The sequence below is a fragment of the Pseudonocardia terrae genome (genome assembly GCF_021343995.1).
In the GTDB taxonomy this organism is placed as follows: Bacteria; Actinomycetota; Actinomycetes; order Mycobacteriales; family Pseudonocardiaceae; genus Pseudonocardia; species Pseudonocardia terrae.
This window is the reverse complement of sequence record NZ_JAJTTE010000017.1, coordinates 12,526-33,716: the sequence shown is the minus strand read 5'-3', so window position 1 is coordinate 33,716 and position 21,191 is coordinate 12,526. Positions and strand designations below refer to the sequence as shown.

At 75.1% G+C, this 21,191-nt stretch carries 20 protein-coding genes and 1 pseudogene; 8 read left to right on the top strand and 13 right to left on the bottom strand.

What is annotated here, in order from left to right:
- Nucleotides 1-4: 4 nt before the first annotated feature.
- The 5 genes from LWC33_RS13480 to LWC33_RS13460 form a co-directional block, all read right to left on the bottom strand.
- Entirely contained in the window at nt 5-556 is a 552-nt protein-coding gene (locus LWC33_RS13480) for a NuoB/complex I 20 kDa subunit family protein (protein ID WP_233304703.1), read from the bottom strand.
- A gap of 10 nt (nt 557-566) precedes the next feature.
- Nucleotides 567-932, bottom strand: coding sequence for an NADH-quinone oxidoreductase subunit A (locus tag LWC33_RS13475; protein ID WP_233304702.1), 366 nt, complete (start codon nt 930-932; stop codon nt 567-569).
- 126 nt (nt 933-1,058) lie between these two features.
- On the bottom strand, nt 1,059-2,456 hold the full coding sequence (locus LWC33_RS13470; protein ID WP_233304701.1) for a geranylgeranyl reductase family protein: 1,398 nt from the start codon (nt 2,454-2,456) through the stop codon (nt 1,059-1,061).
- Nucleotides 2,457-2,928: 472 nt separating this feature from the next.
- Nucleotides 2,929-3,621, bottom strand: a complete 693-nt coding sequence (locus LWC33_RS13465) for a demethylmenaquinone methyltransferase (RefSeq protein WP_233304700.1) — start codon at nt 3,619-3,621, stop codon at nt 2,929-2,931.
- Between the two features lie 277 nt (nt 3,622-3,898).
- A complete protein-coding gene (locus tag LWC33_RS13460) occupies nt 3,899-4,474 on the bottom strand; it encodes a hypothetical protein (protein ID WP_233304699.1) in 576 nt (191 codons plus the stop codon).
- Between the two features lie 87 nt (nt 4,475-4,561).
- Here LWC33_RS13460 and bla point away from each other — a divergent pair, with 87 nt between their 5' ends.
- On the top strand, nt 4,562-5,464 hold the full coding sequence (gene bla / locus LWC33_RS13455) for a class A beta-lactamase (protein WP_233304698.1): 903 nt from the start codon (nt 4,562-4,564) through the stop codon (nt 5,462-5,464).
- 28 nt (nt 5,465-5,492) lie between these two features.
- On the opposite strand, the pseudogene LWC33_RS13450 reads toward bla, so the two are convergent.
- Nucleotides 5,493-6,578, bottom strand: a pseudogene (locus tag LWC33_RS13450) (glycosyltransferase); the annotation flags it as partial.
- A gap of 1 nt (nt 6,579) precedes the next feature.
- Nucleotides 6,580-7,731 carry a glycosyltransferase family 4 protein gene (locus tag LWC33_RS13445; protein ID WP_233304697.1) on the bottom strand — a complete coding sequence of 384 codons (1,152 nt, stop codon included), beginning with the start codon at nt 7,729-7,731 and terminating at the stop codon, nt 6,580-6,582.
- A gap of 156 nt (nt 7,732-7,887) precedes the next feature.
- Between LWC33_RS13445 and LWC33_RS13440 the strand changes: the two genes are divergently transcribed.
- Nucleotides 7,888-8,685: an inositol monophosphatase family protein gene (locus LWC33_RS13440; protein WP_233304696.1), complete on the top strand. Its 798-nt coding sequence runs from the start codon at nt 7,888-7,890 to the stop codon at nt 8,683-8,685.
- Here LWC33_RS13440 and LWC33_RS13435 read toward each other — a convergent pair.
- A complete protein-coding gene (locus LWC33_RS13435; RefSeq protein WP_233304695.1) occupies nt 8,664-9,149 on the bottom strand; it encodes a DUF3592 domain-containing protein in 486 nt (161 codons plus the stop codon). The genes LWC33_RS13440 and LWC33_RS13435 overlap by 22 nt on opposite strands.
- 79 nt (nt 9,150-9,228) lie before the next feature.
- On the opposite strand from LWC33_RS13435, the gene LWC33_RS13430 reads away from it, so the two are divergent.
- Nucleotides 9,229-10,431 (top strand): isochorismate synthase, encoded by a 1,203-nt coding sequence (locus LWC33_RS13430; protein WP_233304694.1) that lies wholly within the window; start codon nt 9,229-9,231, stop codon nt 10,429-10,431.
- 1,326 nt (nt 10,432-11,757) lie between these two features.
- Here LWC33_RS13430 and LWC33_RS13425 read toward each other — a convergent pair.
- The 3 genes from LWC33_RS13425 to LWC33_RS13415 all read right to left on the bottom strand — a co-directional run bounded on the left by LWC33_RS13425 (nt 11,758) and on the right by LWC33_RS13415 (nt 15,844).
- The gene (locus LWC33_RS13425) at nt 11,758-13,176 is read right to left on the bottom strand and encodes a hypothetical protein (RefSeq protein ID WP_233304693.1); all 1,419 of its coding nucleotides are present in this window, start codon (nt 13,174-13,176) and stop codon (nt 11,758-11,760) included.
- 200 nt (nt 13,177-13,376) lie between these two features.
- Nucleotides 13,377-15,056, bottom strand: coding sequence for a 2-succinyl-5-enolpyruvyl-6-hydroxy-3-cyclohexene-1-carboxylic-acid synthase (menD, locus tag LWC33_RS13420; RefSeq protein WP_233304692.1), 1,680 nt, complete (start codon nt 15,054-15,056; stop codon nt 13,377-13,379).
- Nucleotides 15,057-15,127: 71 nt separating this feature from the next.
- Nucleotides 15,128-15,844, bottom strand: coding sequence for a PIG-L deacetylase family protein (locus tag LWC33_RS13415; protein WP_233304691.1), 717 nt, complete (start codon nt 15,842-15,844; stop codon nt 15,128-15,130).
- Nucleotides 15,845-15,876: 32 nt separating this feature from the next.
- On the opposite strand from LWC33_RS13415, the gene LWC33_RS13410 reads away from it, so the two are divergent.
- The 5 genes from LWC33_RS13410 to LWC33_RS13390 all read left to right on the top strand — a co-directional run bounded on the left by LWC33_RS13410 (nt 15,877) and on the right by LWC33_RS13390 (nt 19,788).
- Entirely contained in the window at nt 15,877-17,571 is a 1,695-nt protein-coding gene (locus LWC33_RS13410; protein WP_233304690.1) for an ABC-F family ATP-binding cassette domain-containing protein, read from the top strand.
- Between the two features lie 164 nt (nt 17,572-17,735).
- Nucleotides 17,736-18,062: an ArsR/SmtB family transcription factor gene (locus LWC33_RS13405; protein WP_233304689.1), complete on the top strand. Its 327-nt coding sequence runs from the start codon at nt 17,736-17,738 to the stop codon at nt 18,060-18,062.
- A complete protein-coding gene (locus LWC33_RS13400) occupies nt 18,059-18,568 on the top strand; it encodes an SRPBCC domain-containing protein (RefSeq protein ID WP_233304688.1) in 510 nt (169 codons plus the stop codon). Before LWC33_RS13405 ends, LWC33_RS13400 begins: the two co-directional genes overlap by 4 nt.
- Entirely contained in the window at nt 18,565-18,858 is a 294-nt protein-coding gene (locus LWC33_RS13395) for a YciI family protein (RefSeq protein WP_233304687.1), read from the top strand. Before LWC33_RS13400 ends, LWC33_RS13395 begins: the two co-directional genes overlap by 4 nt.
- Before the next feature lie 33 nt (nt 18,859-18,891).
- Nucleotides 18,892-19,788: an oxidoreductase gene (locus tag LWC33_RS13390; protein ID WP_233304686.1), complete on the top strand. Its 897-nt coding sequence runs from the start codon at nt 18,892-18,894 to the stop codon at nt 19,786-19,788.
- Nucleotides 19,789-19,955: 167 nt separating this feature from the next.
- Here LWC33_RS13390 and LWC33_RS13385 read toward each other — a convergent pair whose 3' ends face one another.
- A complete protein-coding gene (locus tag LWC33_RS13385; protein ID WP_233304685.1) occupies nt 19,956-20,273 on the bottom strand; it encodes an adhesin in 318 nt (105 codons plus the stop codon).
- 62 nt (nt 20,274-20,335) lie between these two features.
- Nucleotides 20,336-21,169 (bottom strand): aldo/keto reductase, encoded by an 834-nt coding sequence (locus LWC33_RS13380; RefSeq protein ID WP_233304684.1) that lies wholly within the window; start codon nt 21,167-21,169, stop codon nt 20,336-20,338.
- Between the last annotated feature and the right edge of the window lie 22 nt (nt 21,170-21,191).

Sequence of the window (21,191 nt, the reverse complement as noted above, 5' to 3'; positions counted from 1 at the left end):
CGCACTACTTCTTCTTCGCGTACTTGATGGACGAGGGGATGAGCTCCGTCTTGTGCCCGCTGGCGGCCAGCTCCGCGGCCCGCCTGCTGCCGAGCGGCTCGTCCATGATCTTCGCGTGGATCTTGAGGATCGCGTCCATGAGCATCTCCGGTCGCGGGGGGCAGCCGGGGAGGTACATGTCGACGGGTACGACGTGGTCGACGCCCTGCACGACCGCGTAGTTGTTGAACATCCCGCCGGAGCTGGCACAGACGCCCATCGCCAGCACCCACCGCGGTTCGGGCATCTGGTCGTAGATCTGCCGCAGGACCGGCGCCATCTTGTTGCTCACCCGGCCTGCCACGATCATCAGGTCCGCCTGGCGCGGCGAGGCCCGGAAGACCTCCATGCCGAACCGGGCGAGGTCGTAGCGCGGTGCACCGGTGGTCATCATCTCGATCGCGCAGCAGGCCAGACCGAAGGTGGCGGGCCACAGCGACGACTTCCGGGTCCAGTTGACCAGCTTCTCCACGCTGGTCAGCAGGACGCCGCTGGGCAGGTGCTCCTCGAGTCCCATTCCCGTTCCCCTAGTTCCAGTCGAGGCCGCCGCGGCGCCACACGTACGCGTACGCGAACCCCACGGTGACGATGAACAGGACGATCTCCACCAGGCCGAACAGGCCCAGCGCGTCCGCGTTCACCGCGAACGGGTAGAGGAAGACCATCTCGATGTCGAAGAGGATGAACAGCATCGCCGTGATGTAGTAGGCGACCGGCATCCGGCCGGTGCCCACCACCGGCTTGGGCGAGGGCTCGATCCCGCACTCGTAGGAGTCCAGCTTGGCGCGGTTGTACCGACGCGGCCCGACGTACGGCGCGGCCGTCACCGAGAACAGCGCGAACGCACCCGCGAGGACGAACATCAGGAACAACGCGAGATAGGGATCGAGCATCGTGCACCTTCGTTGTCTGCACTGCCGACTGGTCTGTTCGTGGCGGTCGGTGACCTGTCCGGCGACCCTACGTGTGCGGGGTCACGTCGGGGTGGTCAGGCCCGCCTTACCGGTTCGTCCGGGTTCTCAGAGGGCCGGGGTGAGCCGGGTCAACGCGCCGAGCATGCGGTCGCTCCACTCCCCCTCCTTCCGGTGGTGCGGGGTGGTCGGGTCGTCGTAGAGGTTGGCGAGCAGGTTGAGCAGCGCCTGCATGACCGAGCGCCGCGGCAGGCCGTGCCGCGTGGCCACCCGCATCACGGTCGGATTGCCGATCAGCCGGGCCGCCACGGTGCCGAACCGGTAGTAGCGGCCGAGCGCCCGGCTGATCTCCCGCGGGTAGGCGGCGAGCGCGGCCTCCCGGGAGTCGCCGGTCCGGGCGAGGGCCTGCACCGCGCACCGGGCGGCCACCGTGGCCGACTCCATCGCGTAGGCGATGCCCTCGCCGTTGAGCGGGTTGACCATGCCGCCGGCGTCGCCGACGAGGAGCAGGCCGGGGCGGTAGTGCGGGGTCCGGTTGAAGCCCATCGGCAGGGCGGCGCCACCGATGCCGCCGACGGCGTTGTCCTCCCGGTAGCCCCACTCCTCCGGCAGACCGTCCAGCCAGGACCGCAGCAGCGCCCGGTAGTCCCAGGAGCCGCCCTTGCGGTCCGTGGCGAGGACGCCGAGCCCGACGTTGGACGTGCCGTCGCCCATCCCGAAGATCCAGCCGTAGCCCGGGAGGAGCCGCGGGTGCTCCGGGTCGGAGCGGTCCCAGATCTCGAGGTGGGTCTCGAGATGGTCGTCGTGGGTGCGGGGGCTCTCGTAGTAGCGACGGACGGCGACCCCGAGCGGCTTGCGGTCGTCCTTCGCGATGCCGAGCGAGAGCGCGACCCGGGCCGAGACGCCGTCGCAAGCCAGGGTCAGCGGGGCGCGGTAGGACACCGGGCGCTTGTCCGGGCCCTCGTGCCCCTCGACGCCGACGACCCGGCCGGTGCGCTCGTCGGTGATCGCGGCGGTGACCGTGGTGGCCTCGCGCAGCCGGGCGCCCTGCTTCTCCGCGTGCCGGACCAGCAGCTCGTCGAAGTCCTGCCGGGGACGGACGGCGCCGAAGTCGGGGAAGTTCGCGAGCGTGGGCCAGGACAGGTCGAGGCTCACCCCGCCGGCCACCACGCGCAGGCCCCGGTTGTGCAGCCAGCCGTTCCCCTCGGAGCAGTCGATGCCCAGGTCGATGATCTGCTTCATGCCGCGCGGGGTGAAGCCGTCGCCGCAGACCTTGGGGCGGGGGAAGGTCGCCTTCTCCAGCACCAGCACGTCGAGGCCGGCGCGGGCGAGGTGGGCCGCGGTCGTCGACCCCGCGGGCCCGGCGCCGACGACGAGTACGTCCGCGTCGGCCGTCCGTGCGGTTCCGGTGGTTCCTGCTGCTCCCGCCGTCCGCCCGGCAGCGCCGTGCGCGTCCGCGGCCTGCGAGGCCGCGGCGCCGGTGGTGGTGGGCTCGGGCGCCTGCATTCCGCTCCTTGTGAACTGGTTCACGAGGCTCTTGTGAACTGTTTCACGAAGTCCGGCGCGATGTCCAGGCACCCCCGACCGAACGGGTCGCGAGCTGCGGAGTGATCACCTCGAAGATCGCCCCGGGCCCCCCGCGGGTCGCACTTACGCCACCCGCGAGTCGGGCTGTGGGCTCCCGCGAGTCGCGCTGTGGGCTCCCGCGAGTCGCGCTGTGGGCTCCCGCGAGTCGCGCTGTGAGCTCCGTCGGCGCATCCGGACGGGCGCGGCACATCACCCGAGGCCCCGTCGCACACCCCGAAGGTCAGCCGCACAGGGCGTCGATGGGGTGTGAGCGGGCGGAAGGGGTGTGCGGCCGGACTCGGCGGCGGGGCAGGCGGTGTGCCGCGCCCCGGCGAGAGCGCCACGCCTCGGGTGGGTGTGGCGCGCCCAAGGAGGGCGGTCGCCGCTTCGGTGCAGCCCGAGTTCGTCGCCGTCAGACCGGCTTGGTGGCGCGGTGGAGCGCCACGGCCCCGCCGGCGAGGTCGCGCCAGGCCACGCGGGACCATCCCGCGCCCGCCACGATCTCCGCGAGCCGGCGCTGCGGGTGCCAGTCGAGGATCGAGTCGCTCAGGTACGTGTAGGCCTCGGGGTTCGACGAGACGCGGCGCGCGATGGCCGGGAGGATGCGGCGCAGCACGAGGTCCTGGTAGGCGATCCGGTACGGCGTCCAGGTCGGGGTGCCGAACTCGCACACCACGAGCCGGCCGCCCGGTCTGGTGACACGGGCGAGCTCGGCGAGGGCGCCGGCGGTGTCGGCGACGTTGCGCAGGCCGAAGCTGATGGTGACGGCGTCGAAGGCGCCGTCGGCGAAGGGCAGGTGCAGCGCGTCGGCGGCCACCTTCGGCACCGGCCGCTGCGCCCCGGCCTCGAGCATCCCCAGGGAGAAGTCGGCCGCGACGGTCCAGGCCCCGGACTTCGCCAGCTCGACCGTCGACACGGCGGTTCCGGCGGCCAGGTCCAGCACCCGCTGTCCGGGCTGCAGCTCCAGGGCCTCCCGGGTCAGCCGCCGCCAACGCCGGTCCTGCCCGGCCGTCAGGACGGTGTTGGTGAGGTCGTAGCGCCGCGCGACGCCGTCGAACATCGCCGCGACGTCGTGCGGGTCCTTGTCGAGCTCGGCCCTGCCCACAGCGGGAAACCCTACGGCCCCTCCCGGACGGCCCGCCCGTCGGCCACGAGGACCCGACGAGGGGGCGACGACCCGACTCGGCGAAGCCCACACCCCGACTCGGCGAAGCCCACACCCCGACTCGCGGAAGCCCACACCCCGACTCGGCGAAGCCCACACACCCCGACTCGCGGAACAGGAAGTCCCGACTCGCGGAACGACAGCCCCTACACCCGCGAGTCGGGAGGTCCGGCGCCGCGAGCCGGGACTTCGACGTCATCGGGTCGGCGTTCTGGGGTCAGCGGGGGTGGGGGACGGTGCGGAGGGCGGTGCGGAGGCCCCCGAGGTACTCGGCGCGGGTGCGGGCGGCGAGGGCGTCCCACTCCTCCTCCGGCACCGAGAGCGGGCCCTCCGATCCGAGGTAGGCGCTCATCCCGTGCAGCGCGATCCAGCGGTGGTCGTACTCGTGCGGGGTGCGGCGGTCCCAGGCCACGGCGCGGATCACCGTGCGCCGCAACCCCTCGGGGTCGGTGAAGGCGAAGCGGTCGACGGGTCCGCCGAAGCGCTCGTCGAGCGCGTCGACGGCCGCCGCGGCGGTGGGGTCGGTGCACCGGCGGGCGTCGAAGCGGGCACGGACCTGGCCGGAGTAGAACCAGAAGGCGGCGTCGGCCGGGCGGCCCCGGTCGAGCAGCACCTCCGACAGCGCGTAGAGCACGGGCGGCGCGAGGCGCTCCGGCTCGAGCTGGATCAGCTCGGCCACCCGGCGTCGGACGTCCGGGTCGGCATCGAGGAGGCCGGCGACGGCGTCGCGGGCCAGGGCGGTGTCGATCGTCGCGTGCTCGCCGGTGGGCTCGACCACCACGGTCCTGTTCATGCCGAGCAGCCTCACCCGCGAGCACGGCACCGGGCATCCGTGACTCTACGGAGGACGGAGGGTGCACGACGTCCTACCGTGCGTCACATGATCGTCACGCTCCCCCGCCGCGCGGTCCTGCTCGCCGGGCTGGCCGGCCTGGGTGCCCTCGCCACCGGCTGCGCGGACGGCGCCGTCCCACCGGCCGCACCCGCCTTCGATCCCGCACCGGCCCAGGCCGAGCTGGCCGATCTCGAGCGACGGTCCGGTGGCCGCCTCGGGGTCTCCGCGCTGGACACCGGCTCCGGCGCCGCCCTCGGCCACCGCGCGGACGAGCGCTTCCTCCTGTGCTCCACCGGGAAGCTGCTGGCCGCCGCCGCGATCCTCCACCGGCGCCCGGACGAGCCGGGCATCCTCGACCGGCAGGTGCCCTACACCCCGGCCGACCTCGTCGCGAACTCGCCGGAGACGGGGCAGCACACGTCGATGACCGTCGGCGACCTCTGCCGCGCCGCCCTCACGCTCAGCGACAACACCGCCATGAACCTGCTGCTCGGCGTCCTGGGCGGGCCGGCGCAGGTCACGGCGTTCCTGCGCACCGCGGGCGATCCGATCAGCCGGGTGGACCGCACCGAGACCGCGCTCAACGTCCGCGACGGCGACCTGGACACCTCCACCCCTGCGCGGATGGCCGCGAACATCCGCCTCTTCGCCCTCGACGACGGCCTCGCCCCGGAGAACCGGGACGTCCTGATCGGCTGGCTGAAGGCCAACACGACCGGCGCGACCCGCATCAAGGCGGGGCTGTCCGCGGACTGGGTGGTCGGGGACAAGACCGGGGCGGGCGCGCAGGGCGAGGTGAACGACGTCGCCGTCGTCTGGCCGCCCGGCCGCGCCCCGCTGGTGATCGCCGTCTACACCGAGCCGCCGGGCCCCGACGTCGACGCCGCGCCGACGGTCGCCGAGGCCGCCCGGATCGTGGCCCGGTCCTTCGCCCGGACCTTCGCCTGATCCGGCCCGAGGGTCGATAAGGGATGAGGGCGGCCAGCATGCGGTCCACCGAGGCGGGCCAGCCGTAACCCTCGGCGCGGGTGCGGGCGGTGCTGCGGCGCACCCCCTCGTCGGCCGCGAGGTGGGTCGTGACGCCGCGGGCGAAGTCCTGCGGCGAGTCCTCGGCCCCGGGGTCGCCGACGATCTCGGGCAGCGCGGAGGACCGCGACACCACCACGGGCGTGCCGCTGGCCAGCGACTCCAGTGCCGAGAGCCCGAACGTCTCGTGCGGCCCGGGGGCGAGCGAGACGTCGGCCGACGCCAGCAGGGTCGCCAGCCGCGCCCGGTCCGGCACGAACCCGAGGAACGACACCGGCAGCCCGGCCGCCCGCCGCTCCAGCGCCGCCCGCCGCGGCCCGTCGCCCGCGACGACCAGCCGGACCCGGTGCCCGGCGTCGCGCAGGGCGGCGACCGTGTCGATGCTGCGCTCCGGGTGCTTCTCCGGCGACAACCGGCCGCAGTGGACGAGCAGCGCGTCGGCACCGCCGCCCAGCCGGGCCCGCAGCGTCGGGTCGTGCCGCAGCGGGGAGAAGGTCGCGAGGTCCACGCCGAGCGGGACCTGCCGGACGTTGCGCACCGCGATCCGGTCGAACTCCGCCCGGGCGAACCCCGTCGTGCAGACGACCGTGTCGTAGCCGGCGGCCATCCGCGCGTTGGCGTGGTCGGCGACCCGGCGGGCGGCGCCCTCCGGCAGCAGGAACTGGTGCAGCAGCCGGTCGAGCCGCTCGTGCGAGATCACCACGCTCGGGATGCCGCGGCGCGCGGCCCAGGCCCCCAGCCCGCGCAGGGTGAGCCGGTCGGAGACCTCGAGGGCGTCGGGCCGCAGCCGCTCGAGCAGTCGCTGCACCCGCCAGGGATCGACGGCCCGGTAGCCGCCGGTCGCGGGGATCCGCGGCGCCGGCATCGTGATCCGGCGGGTGCCGCCCGACAGCGTGCGGTCCTCCGCGCGCGGGCCCGGCACGACCAGCACGACCTCGTGACCGCGGGCGGCGTACCCGGTGCCGAGGGCGTCGAGGGCGGTGCGCAGGCCGCCCGAGCGCGGCCCGTAGAAGTTGGCGAGCTGGACGATCCGCACGTCAGGCGGCCTCGTTCTGCACGGAGCCGGACAGGCCGGAGACCTCGCAGTAGTGGCCGACGAGCTCGTCGCACACCGTGGACCAGGTGCGGCGCAGGACCGAGCGACGTGCCGCCGCGCCGAACTCGGCGCGCAGCCCCGGGTCGCGGAGCCGGTCGACGGCGGCGCGCAGCGCGGCGTCGGCGGCGGGCCGGCCCGCCTCGTCGTCGGGCAGGGGCGGGACGAGATAGCCGGTCCGGCCGGGCACGACGAGGTCGCGCGGGCCGCCGGCGTCGGGCGCGACGACCGGGAGCCCGGAGGCCAGCGCCTCCTGCACCGCCTGGCAGAAGGTCTCGGCGGGGCCGGTGTGGACGAACACGTCCAGGGACGCGTAGAGCTCGGCCAGCTCGTCGCCGCCCCGGAAGCCGAGGAACGCCGCGCCGGGCAGCGCGGCCCGCAGCCGCTCCTCGCTGGGACCGGCGCCGACCACCACGAGCCGGGTCCCGGGCATCCCGCGCAGCGCCGCCAGCCGTTCCACCTGCTTCTCCGGGGCGAGCCGGCCGACGTAGCCGACCAGCAGCTCGCCGTTCGGCGCCAGCCGCTCCCGTACCGCGACCGAGCGCCGGGCCGGGGTGAACCGCCGGGTGTCGACGCCGCGGGCCCACTGGTGCACGCGCGGCACCCCGCGCTCGCGCAATGCCTCCGTGGCCCAGCTGGACGGCGCCAGCGTCCGGTCGGCCTGCGCGTGCAGCCGGCAGGTCCAGCGCCAGGCGGCGCGGGCAGTCAGACCCAGCCCGTACGACGAGGCGAACCCGGCCACGTCGGTCTGGTAGACCGCGACCGTCGGGATCCCCAGCCGGCGGGCCGCCCACAGCCCCCGCGCCCCGACGACGAACGGCGCGGCCAGGTGCACGACGTCGGGCCGGAACGCGCGCAGGGCCTTCACGATCCGCCGGCTGGGCACCCCGACCGGCATCGAGCTCACGACCGGGAGCTCCAGCGCCGGCACCCGCACGACCGGGACGCCGTCGTGGGAGTCCGGCCCGTCGGCGCCGGGGGCGACGACGAGGACGTCGTGCCCGGCGTCGCGCAGGTGCTCGAGCACCCGCAGCACCGAGTTCGTGACGCCGTTGACCACGGGGAGGAAGCACTCGGACACGATCGCGACACGCACGTCGGGAAAGCTGTCCTGTCCGCCGCGCCACCCGCCGTCGGCGACGTGACCTGCGGGGGAACGTCCGGACAACAGCGCGAGAGTTCACGCGGGCCCACCCCGGGACGTCACCGGCGGGACGCCGGGGCGATACCCCGCTCCCCGACCCTCGTCGCCATGACGGTCCTCACCCGTACCCCGCCCGCGGTGGACCCCGGGCTGCTCTCCCGCGCCCTCGAGGTCGCGGGCCGGCTCGCCAACGACGCCGCGGAGGTGATCGCCGCGACCGCCGGCCGCGCGCCCGGGTCCGAGGCCAAGGCGGATCCCTTCGACTGGGTCACCGACACCGACCGCACGCTGGAGCGGCACACCCGCCGCGTGCTGGCCGCCGAGTTCCCCGGCATCCCCGTGGTGGGCGAGGAGTACGGCGCCGACGCGACGGCCGTCGGCTCGGCCTACCGCTGGATCGTCGACCCCGTCGACGGCACCGCCAACTACGTCGCCGGCTTCCCCTGGTGCGCCTACAGCCTCGGCCTGGTCGACGGCGACGGGCCGGTCGTCGGGGTCGTCGCGGACCCGAGCCGGGCCCAGATGTACGCGGCGGCGCGGGGCCGCGGGGTGCGGGCGAACGGCACGCCGGTGCGGGCGGCGACCCGCACCACCGCCGTCGGTGCGCTGGTCTGCGCCGAGTCGCCGTCGGCCCGGTTCACCGAGCGGGCGGCGGCGGCTCACACGGGCGTGCGCGTGCTGGGCTCGACCGCGCTCGCGATCACGCAGGTGGCGCTGGGCCGGGCGGTCGCCGCGGTGATCGACGGGTACCACGAGTGGGACGTCGCGGGCGCGCTCTGCCTGGCGGCGGAGGCCGGGGCCGTGGTCGTCGACCGGGCGGGGCGGCCGGATCCGATGCCGGCCGGCGGGCTCCTGGTGGCGGTCCCCGCCGTCGTCGAGCAGGTCTACTCGTGGTGGGCGGCCTGACGGCGCCTCCGCACGAGCACCGCCGCCCCGCCGAACACCACCCACGCGAGGGCGACGAACCCGATGGTCAGCGGCAGGCCCGAGAACGCCGTCCGCCCCGCCACCCGGACCAGGTCCGGGTCGGCGCGGTCGTACTCGACCAGGACGGACGTGCCGGGCTGCAGGCCGCGCGGGTAGTAGACGCCCCGGTCGGGGACGAGCAGCTGCCCGTCGGGCACCGGGAACCGGACGAGCGTGCGGGCGAAGGTGGTCCCTTCCAGCACGTCGGCGGTGGCCGTCGCGCGGTCGCGGCTGATGGCGACGTCGTCGGCCACGGCCCCGAGGAAGCCGACGACCGACAGGAACGTGGCCAGCACGGCGAGCCCGGTGAGGATCGTCGGCAGCCGCCTCCGGAGGGTGCGGCCGACGGCCCGGGCGGTGCGCCCGGCCTCGACGAACACCTCGCCCGCCACACTCCCGGCCATGGGCAGAGCATAGGAGTGTGGTTACCGCCTCCCCGCCGGGGACGGGCGCCGGCTGGTCGCTGTGCCTACGCTCGACGGCGTGACGACCGCTGCGCTGCCCATCGGTCTGGAGGTCCGGACCCGTGAGGTGGACCCGCCCGCGGGCGGCCTGTTGTCGCTCCTGCCCGAGGCGCGGGGCGCGCTGTCCTGGGTGCGCGGCGGCGAGGGACTGGTCGGCTGGGGCGAGGTCGCGCGCTTCACCGGCACCGGCGCGGGCCGGTTCGCCGAGGCCGACGCGTGGTGGCGCGGGCTGCTCGCCGAGATCGACGTCACCGACGAGGTGGGCCTGCCGGGCACCGGCGCCGTGGCCTTCGCGTCGCTGACCTTCGCCGACCGTTCGCCCGGGTCCGTGCTGGTGGTGCCGCGCGTCGTCGTCGGGATGCGGGGCGGGCGCGCATGGGTCACCGAGTTCGGCGACCCGCACCCCGTGACCTCGGCCGAGCCGGTGCGGCCCAGCGGACGGCTCCGCTACGCCGACGGCGACCTGTCCGTCGCGGGGTACCGCGCGGCCGTGGCCGAGGCGGTCCGGCGGATGCGGGAGGGCGAGCTCGACAAGGCTGCCCTGGCCCACGACCTCCTCGCGGTCGACGAGGCCCCGCACGACCCCCGGCACCTGCTCCGCGGCCTGGCCGAGCGCTACCCCACCTGCTGGGCGTTCGCCGTCGACGGGCTGGTGGGGGCCACCCCGGAACTGCTGCTGCGAAAGCGCGGCCCGGTCGTCGAGTCGCGGGTCCTGGCCGGCACCGTCTGGCCGGGCGAGGGATCGCTGAGCTCGGACAAGAACAGGGTCGAGCACGCCTACGCCGTCGACTCGCTGGCCGAGCGGCTGCGCCCCTTCTGCCGCTCGCTCGAGGTGCCGGCCGAGCCGTCGGTCCTGGCCCTGCACAACGTCTCGCACCTGGCCAGCGACGTCCGCGGCCGGGTCCGCGGCGACGCCTCCCTGCTCCGCATCGCCGGCGCGGTGCACCCGACCGCCGCGGTCGGCGGCACCCCGCGCGAGGAGGCCGTCGCGTTGATCGCCGCGTTGGAGGGCATGGACCGCGGCCGCTACGCCGGCCCCGTCGGCTGGATCGGCGCCGACGGCGGCGGAGAGCTCGGCGTCGCCCTCCGCTGCGCCCAGCTCGACGGCGCCGTCGCCCGTCTCTACGCGGGCTGCGGGATCGTCGCCGACTCCGATCCCGACACCGAGGTCCGCGAGGCCGCCGCCAAGCTCCTCGCGGTGCGGGAGGCGTTGGAGGGGTAGGTCGGGCCCCCGGCTCAGGGTGTTCGGGCGCGCGGGAGCGGTGCCGGACGACGAGCCGCGATCACGGGCGGGAGGTCGTTCCGGTCGCGTCACGGGGAGATGGTCGCCGGGAGAGCAGCCCTCGGGCCATGATCACCGAACGACGGTCGGGAGGCAGCCTTCTCACCGTGATCGTCGGGAAGGTCCTCCGAGATGGTGCCGCTACCGCTCGGCGGGACCTCGTCGGCCACGCTGAACGTGGTCTACACCCGTCCACCCCGACCGGCAGCCGGTCGAGATCACCACTCCGGGAGCCAGAGGGTCGCGCGTCGACCGGCTGCGTCCACGAGCGTCGATCACACCCAGATCGAGCCGCCCCTCGCCCGGCAGTCACGATCACGAGGCCTGGAGCGGGAAGGTCGATTCACGACTGCCGCGGTCCACGACCGGTGATCACGAGGGTGGAACCGGGCGTCGCGCTCCTGCCGCGCCATTCCCCTGTCATACGACGGCCCGAGCCCTGGGGCAGGTCGGCCCCGGGCCGTCGGCCGAGCGGGACACGAGGGCGCGGACGTGCTACTCCTCGAGGGCCCAGCAGGCCTACTCCGCCTCAGGTCCCGGTAGACAAGATCACCGCCTCGGACCTATTCCGGCCACCCACGGCCCCGAGGAGTCCCGAACAGCGATCACGACGAGCGTTCCATGGCCGGCGAGCACCACGACCACCAGTTCAGGAGCAGAACAGTCGATTCTCGACCGCCTACGCCCCCGAGCGACGATCACGGCAGAGGGAGCCGGCCCTCCGCAACCGAAACCACGGCATCGGAAGCGGGACAGTCGGCTTCCGGCCGCCCACGCCCACGCCCACGCCCACGAACGACGATCACGGCGCGCCCTAGCCGGCCGTCGGCGCCAAGATCACCGCTCCGGAGATCCCTCGGCCGCCCACGGCCTGAAAAGGTCCCGAGCAGCGATCACGACGAGGCCGCGCCAGGCCACCAGCGCCGAAGATCACCAGCTTCGGGGCAGTGCGGTCGAAATTCGACCGCCCACGCCCACCAACGACGATCACGGCAGATCCGAGCCGTCCACGCCGGCCAAGATCACGACTTCAGGACCGAGCAGGTCGAAATCCGACCGCCCACGCCCACGAACGATGATCACGGCAGATCCGAGCCCTCCTCCACGCCGGCCAAGATCACGACTTCAGGACCGAGCAGGTCGAAATCCAACCGCCCACGCCCACCAACGACGATCACGGCAGATCCGAGCCCTCCTCCGCACCCAAGATCACGAATTCAGGACCGGGCGGGTCGATTTCCGACTTCCGTGGTCCACGACCGGCGATCATGGACCACCCGTGGCACGGCTTGGTGAGTCGGCGGCGCCGGGTGGGACCCGGTCCGCACCCCTACCCCGACCACCCTCCTGCCGCGCTGCGGACGGGCCGGCGGTCGGGGAAGGCACGAGGCGCAGGGGGCCGCGGCTCGACCGACGGCGTTCGTCCACCGCATCGGCGAGCGCCAGGACCTCGGCGACCCCCGCGGATCCCGACTCGAGGCCGGCCCCATGGGTTCCGCGCCCGTCGAAGCCCGCCGAACCGCTGCCACGCCCCTCCGAGCCCGCCCAGCCGCGGCCGCGCCCCTCCGAGCCCGCCCAGCCGCTGCCACGCCCCTCCGAGCCCGCCGAACCGCGGCCGCGCCCGTCGAAGCCCGCCGAACCGCGGCCACGCCCCTCCGAGCCCGCCGAACCGCGGCCGCGCCTCTCCGAGCCCGCCCAGCCGCTGCCACGCCCCTCCGAGCCCGCCCAACCCGTCGCGCGCCCGTCCGAGCCCGAACCGGTTCGACGCCCGTCCGTCCCCGCCGACCGGAGGGCGGCGCGCAGCCGCTCCGCCTCCACCCGGTACGCCTCGCGCTGCTCCCACAGGCCTCGCACCGCGCTGAACAGGAACGGCACGGCGGCGGCCAGCAGCGCGAACGTCGCGGCGAGGGTCAGGGCCACGGGGACGACGACCGCGGCCCCCGACGCCCGGACCGCGGCGGAGGCGGCGAGCAGCGCGAAGGCGACGCCGACCCGGCGCAGCAGCGGACGGTCGCGCCGCAGACCCGCGCCGACGGCGAGCAGCCCGGCCGCCCCGGCACCGGCCCAGGCCGCGAGCGCGAGGTCGGCGACCAGCGCCCCGGGAAGGCCGACCCCGGGGGCGAGCCCGTACAGGGTGCCGGCGAGGGCGGCGGCACAGGCCAGCACGGTCGCGGCGACGGTCACGACGGGCCGCGTCGCGGGCGAGCGCCGGCGCACCGCCACCACCAGCAGCGCGACGACGCAGAGCTGCCCCACCACGGCCACGAGCGGCCAGAGGCCCGCCGCACCCCCGAGGTCGAGCGCCGCGGGCAGCGGACCGACGAGGGCGGCACCACCGACGGCGGCGGCGATCCGGCCCGCGCGCCGGCTGCCCGACGCCCGCCCGGCCACGGCGATCATCACGGCCGCGCTGATCCCGCCGGCGAACACGAGCACGGAGGCGATCCGCGCGGCCGGCAGCCCGGCGGCGTCGACGGCTCGGACCGTGGTCCACGCGATCCCGCCGGCCAGGGCGACCAGGCCGCACTCGAGCGCGAAGCACCGCGCCGCGACCGGCCGGACCCCGAACCGGTGCTCGACACGAGCGGGGTCCGCAGCCCCGCGGCGGCGCCGGCCCGTGGGCCATGCGTCGGGGGCGGGCCGCGCGGTGGGGGCATCCGCGCGGCTCCGGGTGCTGGAAGTCACCGGTACCTCGGTCGTTCGGGGGGCGGCCGGGCGCGGGGAGCGGGCGAGGCCGGGAGCGGCGGCTCCGCTCCCCTGTCGGCGCTCCACCACCGGCCGTTACGCAGAACGCACAGTAGCCGGCGCAGAGTGACCACTCGGACGAGCCCTCTACGCCGTCCGGCGCAGACCCGTTGCAGGCCAACGCCGTAGCGCGGAAGGAGCTACGTTCTGGCGGGCAGGGCGGCCAGGGCGGTGGCGACCTCGTCGGCCAGCGCGGCGTGACCGGCACGCAGCGACACGCGGTCGGCGCGGACCTCGACGATCCGCAGCCCCGGGCCGGTCGGCACGACGGCCTCGGCGAACTCCGACGGCACCGTGACCAGCACGTGGGCCGCGCCGAGCCCGGTGGCGACCGCGGCGAGGTCGGCCCGGTGCGGGGTGCCGAAGATCCGCTCGAACGACTCCGCGTGCGCCGGCGCTCCCTGCTCGAGCAGGCCGAAGATCCCGCCGCCGGAGTCGTTGAGCACCACGATCGACAGGGCGGGCCGCGGCTCGTCCGGGCCGATGAGCAGGCCGGTGGTGTCGTGCAGCAGCGTCAGGTCGCCGAGCAGCGCCACGGTGGGGCCGGGATGGGTCAGCGCGGCCCCGACGGCCGTGGAGACCGTCCCGTCGATGCCCGCGACGCCGCGGTTGGACAGCACCGACAGCCCGGGCCGGGGCACCGCGGCGAGCGCGACGTCGCGCACCGGGCTCGACGAGCCCAGGACCAGCCGGGAGCCGTCCGGCAGCGCGCCGACCAGCTCGCGGGCCAGTGACAGCCCCCGCGGTCCCTCGGGCAGCGCCCGGTCGAGCGCCGCGGACGCCACCTCGTCGGCCTCCTGCCACCGCTGCACCCACGCCCGCGGCGGCGCGAGCGCCGGTACCTCACCGACCGCCCGGACCGTGCCCGCGACGTCCGTCCACGGCGTGCCGTGCGGGTCCGCGGCGGCGTAGACGCGCAGGTCGGGGGCGGCGAGCAGGCGTGCGACCGCGCGGTGCAGGGTGGGCCGCCCGACGACGACCACCTGCGTGGGCCGCGGCGGGCCGCCGGGCGCCCCGAGCAGCCAGGGCCCGCTGCGCAGGGCGTGCGGCCACAGCGGCGACGACGGCTCGGCCACGATCGGCGCCCCGGCCAGCACCGACGGATCGATCCCCGCGCCGCCGCCGGCGATCACGAGGGTCGGCGCCGAGGGATCGAGCGGCAGCGGCGGCGCGGTGCGACGCGCCGGCGGGACCACGGTCCAGGGCGCCCCGTCCGGACGCCCGGGCGGGACCTCCGCGGCCGGGTCGGGGACCAGCGGCTCCGCGAAGGGGATGTTGAGGTGGACCGGTCCCGGTGGCTCGCCGAGTGCGCCGGTCGCCGCAGCGACGATCCGGTCGACCGCGGCGCGCCACCGGCCGGGCTCGCCCGGCGCGAGCCGGGCGACGGCCAGGGTGCCCGCCCGCCGGACCGCCCCGCCGAAGATCCCCTGCTGCTCGATCGTCTGGCTCGCCCCGGTGCCGACCAGCTCCGGCGGCCGGTCGGCGGTGAGCGCCAGCAGCGGCACGCCCGAGTGCGAGGCCTCCAGCACCGCCGGATGCAGATTGGCGACGGCCGTGCCCGAGGTCGTCACCACCGGGACCGGACGGCCGGAGCCGAGGGCCAGACCGAGCGCGAGGAACCCGCCCGTGCGCTCGTCGATCCGAACGTGCAGGCGCAGCCGACCGGCGGCGTCGGCCGCGTGCAGGGCGAAGGCGAGCGGCGCGTTGCGCGAGCCCGGGCACAGCACGGCGTCCGTGACGCCGAGGCGCACCAGCTCGTCCACGACCACGCGGGCCTGGACGGGCCCTGCCGCGGGGCCGTTCGTCGGTGCCGGGTTCACGCCGTCGACCCTATGTCGCCACCCGCCGGTCCCGCCGTGCTCCGCTGCTCACACCCGCGCGGGGCAGCCTCCTAGAGGGAGAACAGCTCGAAGCCGACCGCGAGCGCCGAGCCCGGGAACCGCTCCGCGACGGCCTCGGCGTGTGACCGCAGGAACGACTCCGGGTCGCTCATCGCCCCGTCCCCGAGCGCGGCCAGGTAGGCCCGGTGGGCCGAGAGCGACGCGACGGCCCGGTCGAACACCGGCCCGATGTCCACGGCGTGGGTGGGCTCCGGCGAGCCGGTGGCGGCGAGGTACCGCACACCCGTCCACGGGTCGCCGCCCGCGCCGGGGAAGACCCAGCGGTTGCCGGCGTCGCGGCAGGCGTCGAGCACCGCGCGGCCGGTGTGGACGTGGTCGGCCATGTTGAGCCCGCCGGCGGGCCAGCGGTCGGCGAAGTTCCCGGTGACGACGAGCTCGGGCCGGCGCCGCCGGACGACCGCGGCGATGTCGCGGCGCAGCGGGAGCCCGTACTCCACCACCCCGTCCGGATGGTCGAGGAACTCCACCTCCGCGACCCCGACGGCGGCGCAGGCCGCCCGCTGCTCGGCCTCCCGCAGCGGCCCGGCCTCCACCGGCGGGATGGTGTCGATGCCCGCCTCGCCGCGGGTGACCAGCAGGTACGCCACCTCCTTGCCGGCCGCCGTCCAGCGGGCGACGGCGCCCGCCCCGCCGTACTCCATGTCGTCGGGATGCGCGACGACGACGAGGGCGCGCGACCAGTCGTCGGGGAAGGGCTCCAGCGTCATGCGCACATCGTCCCCGTACCCTCGACCCTGTCATGAGCGCGACCCTCCGGGCCACGGGCCTGTCCGCCGGGCACGGTGCCCGCCTCCTGTTCAGCGACCTGGATCTCGTGGTCGCCCCCGGCGACGTCGTCGGGCTGGTCGGGGTCAACGGCGCCGGCAAGTCCACGCTGCTGCGCCTGCTCGCCGGCGAGGAGCCGGGTGGGCGGGAAGGCGACGTCGAGGGCGAGGTCGCGCTCAGCCCGCCCGACGCGACCGTCGGGCACCTGCCGCAGGAACCCGAGCGCCGTCCCGGCGAGACCGTGGCGCAGTACCTGGCCCGCCGGACCGGGGTGGCCGCCGCGCAGGCCGCGATGGACGCCGCCGCCGAGGAGCTCGGCGCGGGTGGCGACGGTGCCGATGCGGCCGCTCGCGGGCTCACGGCCGGCGAGGCCTATGCCGCCGCCCTCGACCGCTGGCTCGCCCTCGGCGGCGCGGACCTCGACGAGCGGGCCGGCGAGGTGGCCGCCGAGGTCGGCCTCGGCGTACCGCTCGACGCCCCGATGACCGTGCTCTCCGGTGGCCAGGCCGCGCGTGCCGGGCTGGCCGCGCTGCTGCTCTCCCGCTACGACGTCCTGCTGCTCGACGAGCCGACCAACGACCTGGACCTCGACGGCCTGGAGCGGCTGGAGAAGTTCGTGCAGGGCCTGCGCTCGCCCGCGGTGATCGTGTCGCACGACCGGGAGTTCCTGGCGCGCACCGTGAACCGGGTCGTGGAGCTGGACCTGCACCAGCGGCAGGTCGGGGTCTACGACGGCGGCTACGACAGCTACCTGGTCGAGCGCGACATCGCCCGTCGGCACGCCCGCGAGGCCTACGAGGAGTACGACGACAAGCTCGGTGCCCTGAAGGACCGCGCGCAGATGCAGCGGAACTGGATGGCGCAGGGCGTGCGCAACGCGCGGCGGAAGTCGAAGGACAACGACAAGAACGTCAAGGCCAAGCGGGCGGAGACCAGCGAGAAGCAGGCCGCCAAGGCCCGGCAGACCCAGCGGGCGATCGAGCGGCTGGAGGTCGTCGAGGAGCCTCGCAAGGAGTGGGAGCTGCGGATGACGATCGCCGCCGCCCCGCGTTCCGGGGCGGTCGCCGCCCGGCTCGACGGCGCGGTCGTGCGCAGGCCCGGGAGGGACGGCACCGCCTTCGTGCTCGGCCCGGTCACCGCGCAGGTCGACTGGGCGGACCGGGTGATCGTCACCGGTGCGAACGGGGCCGGGAAGACCACGCTGCTCGGTGCGCTGCTCGGCCGGATCCCGGTCGACGAGGGCTCCGCCGGCCTCGGCGCGGGCGTCACGGTCGGCGAGATCGACCAGGCCCGCGGCCTCTTCCTCGGCGACGAGCCGCTGGTCACGGCGTTCGGCCGGGCGGTGCCGGACTGGCCCGAGTCCGAGGTGCGCACGCTGCTGGCCAAGTTCGGGCTGACGAAGGAGCACGTGCCGCGGCCGGCCGCGTCGCTGTCCCCCGGCGAGCGCACCCGGACGGCGCTGGCCCTGCTGCAGGCCCGCGAGGTGAACCTCCTGGTGCTCGACGAGCCCACCAACCACCTCGACCTGCCGGCGATCGAGCAGCTCGAGCAGGCCCTCGACAGCTTCCCCGGCACCGTCCTGCTGGTCACGCACGACCGCCGGATGCTCGACACGGTCCGCGCCACCCGCCGGTGGCACGTCGAGGACGGCCGCCTGATCGAGGCGTAGCGCTGTGCGCGGGAAGTGACACCGGCGCACCACTCGCCGCGGGCAGGCGCTTGCGCATTCTGTCAGTAGATGCTAACGTTAGCGAACGCGCACGGAACAACTCGGGAGGTCGTGATGGGCAGTCCGGTCGCCATGTTCGAGATCGTCAGCACCGACCCCGGCCGGTGACCTCACCCGCCCCGCTCGACGACCGGGTCGGGGCCATGCTCCGGGCCCTCGCCGAGCCGCGCCGCCGGGCGATCCTGCGGCTGGTCGCCACCACCGAGCGCGCGGCCGGCGAGATCGCCGCGGAGTTCGAGGTGTCCCGCACGGCCGTCAGCCAGCACCTCACCGTGCTGAAGGAGTCCGGCCTGATCGCGGAGCGCCGCGAGGGCACCCGCCGGCTGTACCGTGCCCGCCGGGAGGCGGTCCGCGAGCTGCAGGCGGCCCTCGACGGCATCTGGTCCGACGCGCTCGACCGGGCGCGCGCCCTCGTGGAGGAGGAGAAGTGAGCACCGAACCGATCGCGGAGATCCTCGACCTCGCCCGCCCGCCCATCCGCCGGTCCACCGAGGTGGCGGCCGCCCGCGAGCGCACGTTCCGGGTGTTCGTCGACCGGCTCGCCGAGTGGTGGCCGCTCGACCCGTTCTCCCTGGGCGGCAGCGGACGGATCGCCTCGGTCAGCGTCGACGGCCGGGTGGGCGGCACGATCACCGAGCACTGGCACGACGGCAGCGCCCACGACTGGGGCACGCTGCTGGCCTGGGACCCACCGGCCGGCCTGACCATGACGTGGAACGTCACCGGCACGCCGACCGAGGTCGAGCTGCGGTTCGTGGAGCTGGCCGAGGGCGGCACGCGCGTGGACCTGGAGCACCGCGGCTGGGAGCGCCTCTCCCTCGAGGAGCTGCGGGCCGCCTGTGCGCTGCCCGGTGGCTACTCCGGCGGGGCCTTCGAGCGCGGCTGGGCCACGATCATGGGCGCCTTCGCCGACGCCGTCCGGGAGGACGCACCGTGAGCTGGTTCCTCTACCGTCTCCTGCCGCCGCGCCCGGACTTCGCCACGACGATGGACGAGCGCGAGCGTGCCGCGATGGCGGAGCACGTCGAGTACTGGCGGGGTCTCCTGGAGGCCGGCCGGACGATCTTCTTCGGGCCGGTGGCTGATCCCGCCGGGCCGTGGGGCCTCGGGATCGTCAACGGCGGGTCGCTCGACGACGCCGCCGCCCTCGGCGAGGCCGATCCGGCCGTGGTCGCCGGGGTCGCCCGGTTCGAGGTGCTGCCGATGCTCTCGGCCGTCACCCGCTGAGCCGGGCGCGGTTACCGGTGGTAGGAACCCCGTATGGCCTCCTGGACCACCGCGGACATCCCCGACCAGACGGGGCGGACGATCGCCGTGACCGGCGCCAACTCCGGGATCGGGCTGGAGGCGGCGCGGGCGCTCGTGGCCGCGGGCGCGCACGTCGTGCTGGCCTGCCGCAACACCGTGAAGGGCGAGGCGGCGGCCGCCGCGCTCACCGGGGCCGGCTCCACCGAGGTCCGTGAGCTGGACCTGGCCGACCTGAGCTCGGTCGGCCGGTTCGCCGCCGGCCTCGACCGCCCGGTGGACGTGCTCGTGAACAACGCCGGGCTGATGGCGGTCCCCGGGCAGCGGACGGCCGACGGCTTCGAGATGCAGATCGGCACCAACTTCCTCGGGCACTTCGCGCTGACCGGGCTGCTGCTGCCACGGATCACCGACCGCGTGGTCACGCTGTCGAGCCTCATGCACCGGATCGGGCGGATCGACCTCGACGACCTCACCTGGCAGCGGCGCCGCTACCAGCGCTGGCTCGCCTACGGGCAGTCGAAGCTCGCGGACCTCATGTTCGCCTACGAGCTGCAGCACCGGTTCGTGGCGGCCGGCTCGCTGCTGCGCTCCATGGCCGCGCACCCCGGCTACGCGGCGACGAACCTGCAGACCCGCACCGGGACCGTCCAGGACCGGTTCATGGCCGCGGCCAATCGGGTCGTCGCCCAGGACGCGGCCGGCGGGGCCCTGCCCACGCTGTACGCGGCCACCGTGCCGGACCTGCCGGGCGGCACGTACGTCGGGCCCGGCGGCCCGGGTGAGACCCGCGGCGCGCCCGTCCCGGTCGGGTCGAGCCGTGCCTCGCACGACCGGGAGGTGCAGCGGGCGCTCTGGGAGCGGGCGGAGGCGCTGACCGGCGTCTCGATCGCGGTGCCGCTGCGCCCCTGAGCAGCGATTCTCAACACGGCGGCCCCTGAGCAGGGCACCTGTGCACGGCTCCTGAGCAGGACCAGGGGACAGGGCACCTGGGCGCGACTCCTGAACACGCCGCCGGAGACGGCGAAGGGGCGGCCACCTCCGGGTGGAGGGACCGCCCCTGTCGGACGTGGGGTGCGTCAGGCCTGCGCGCCGGCCTCCGGCGCGCCCTGCGGGCCGATGGCGAAGCGCAGCTCCTCCTGGCCCTCCTCGTTCGTGAACGGCTGCACGTCGAGGACCTTGTCCTCGAGCACCTCCGCCGCCATCGGCTCGAGGAAGACGTTGAGCCCCTCGCCGTGGAGCACGGTGTCGCTCTGGTCCGCCTGCGCCGCCAGCGAGAGCTCGAGGCCCTGCTCGGGGTCGGTGGCCGCGATCCGCAGCCCCCCGCCGTCCGGCAGCTCGGCGTCCGTGGTCAGGGACTTGATGGCCTCGGCCGCGGTGTCCGTGATTGCCAACATTCGGCCGACCGTACCGAGAACCGGTCGGCCGTGCAGGCCGGGCGTCACCGATCGCCGGGGTGTCAGTTGAACTCGTCCGGGTGGGGGCCGAGGCGGGCGCCCGGGTCACTCCTGTCCAGCCCGCTGATCGTCGCGACGTCGTCGTCGGCCAGCTCGAAGTCGAAGATGTCGATGTTCTCCGCGATGCGCGAGGGCGTCACCGACTTGGGGAACACGATGTTGCCGAGCTGGATGTGCCAGCGGAGCACGACCTGGGCCGGGCTCTTGCCGTACTTCTCGGCGAGGGAGGTCACGGTCTCGTCCTTCAGGAGCTCGCCGCCCTGCCCGATCGGGCTCCACGCCTCGGTCGCGATGGCGTTGTCCCGGTGGTACTGGCGCAGCTGCGGCTGGGTGAAGGTGGGGTGCAGCTCGATCTGGTTGACCGAGGGCACCGTGTCCGTCTCCGTGGCGAGCTGGTCGAGGTGCGGGACCTGGAAGTTCGAGACCCCGATCGAGCGGGCCTTGCCCGCCGCCTTCGCCTGCTCGAGCCCGCGCCAGGTCTCCACGTAGTCGTCGCGCTTCGGCAGCGGCCAGTGGATCAGGAACAGGTCCACGTGGTCGAGGCCGAGCTTGGTGAGGCTCTCCTCGAGCGCCTTCTGGGCCTCGTCGCGGCCGTGCCGGCCGTTGTCGAGCTTCGTGGTGACGAAGATCTCGTCCCGGGAGAGACCGGACTCAGCGATGGCCTGCCCGACGCCCTCCTCGTTGCCGTACATCTGAGCGGTGTCGATGTGGCGGTAGCCCGCGTCGAACGCCTGCTTCACGGCGTCGACCGTCGCCTGCCCCGGGTCGATCTGGAAGACGCCGAAGCCGAACTGCGGGATCCGGGCACCGTCGTTGAGCGTGATCGTCGGAACCATGTCCTCGTGATACCGCGCGCGT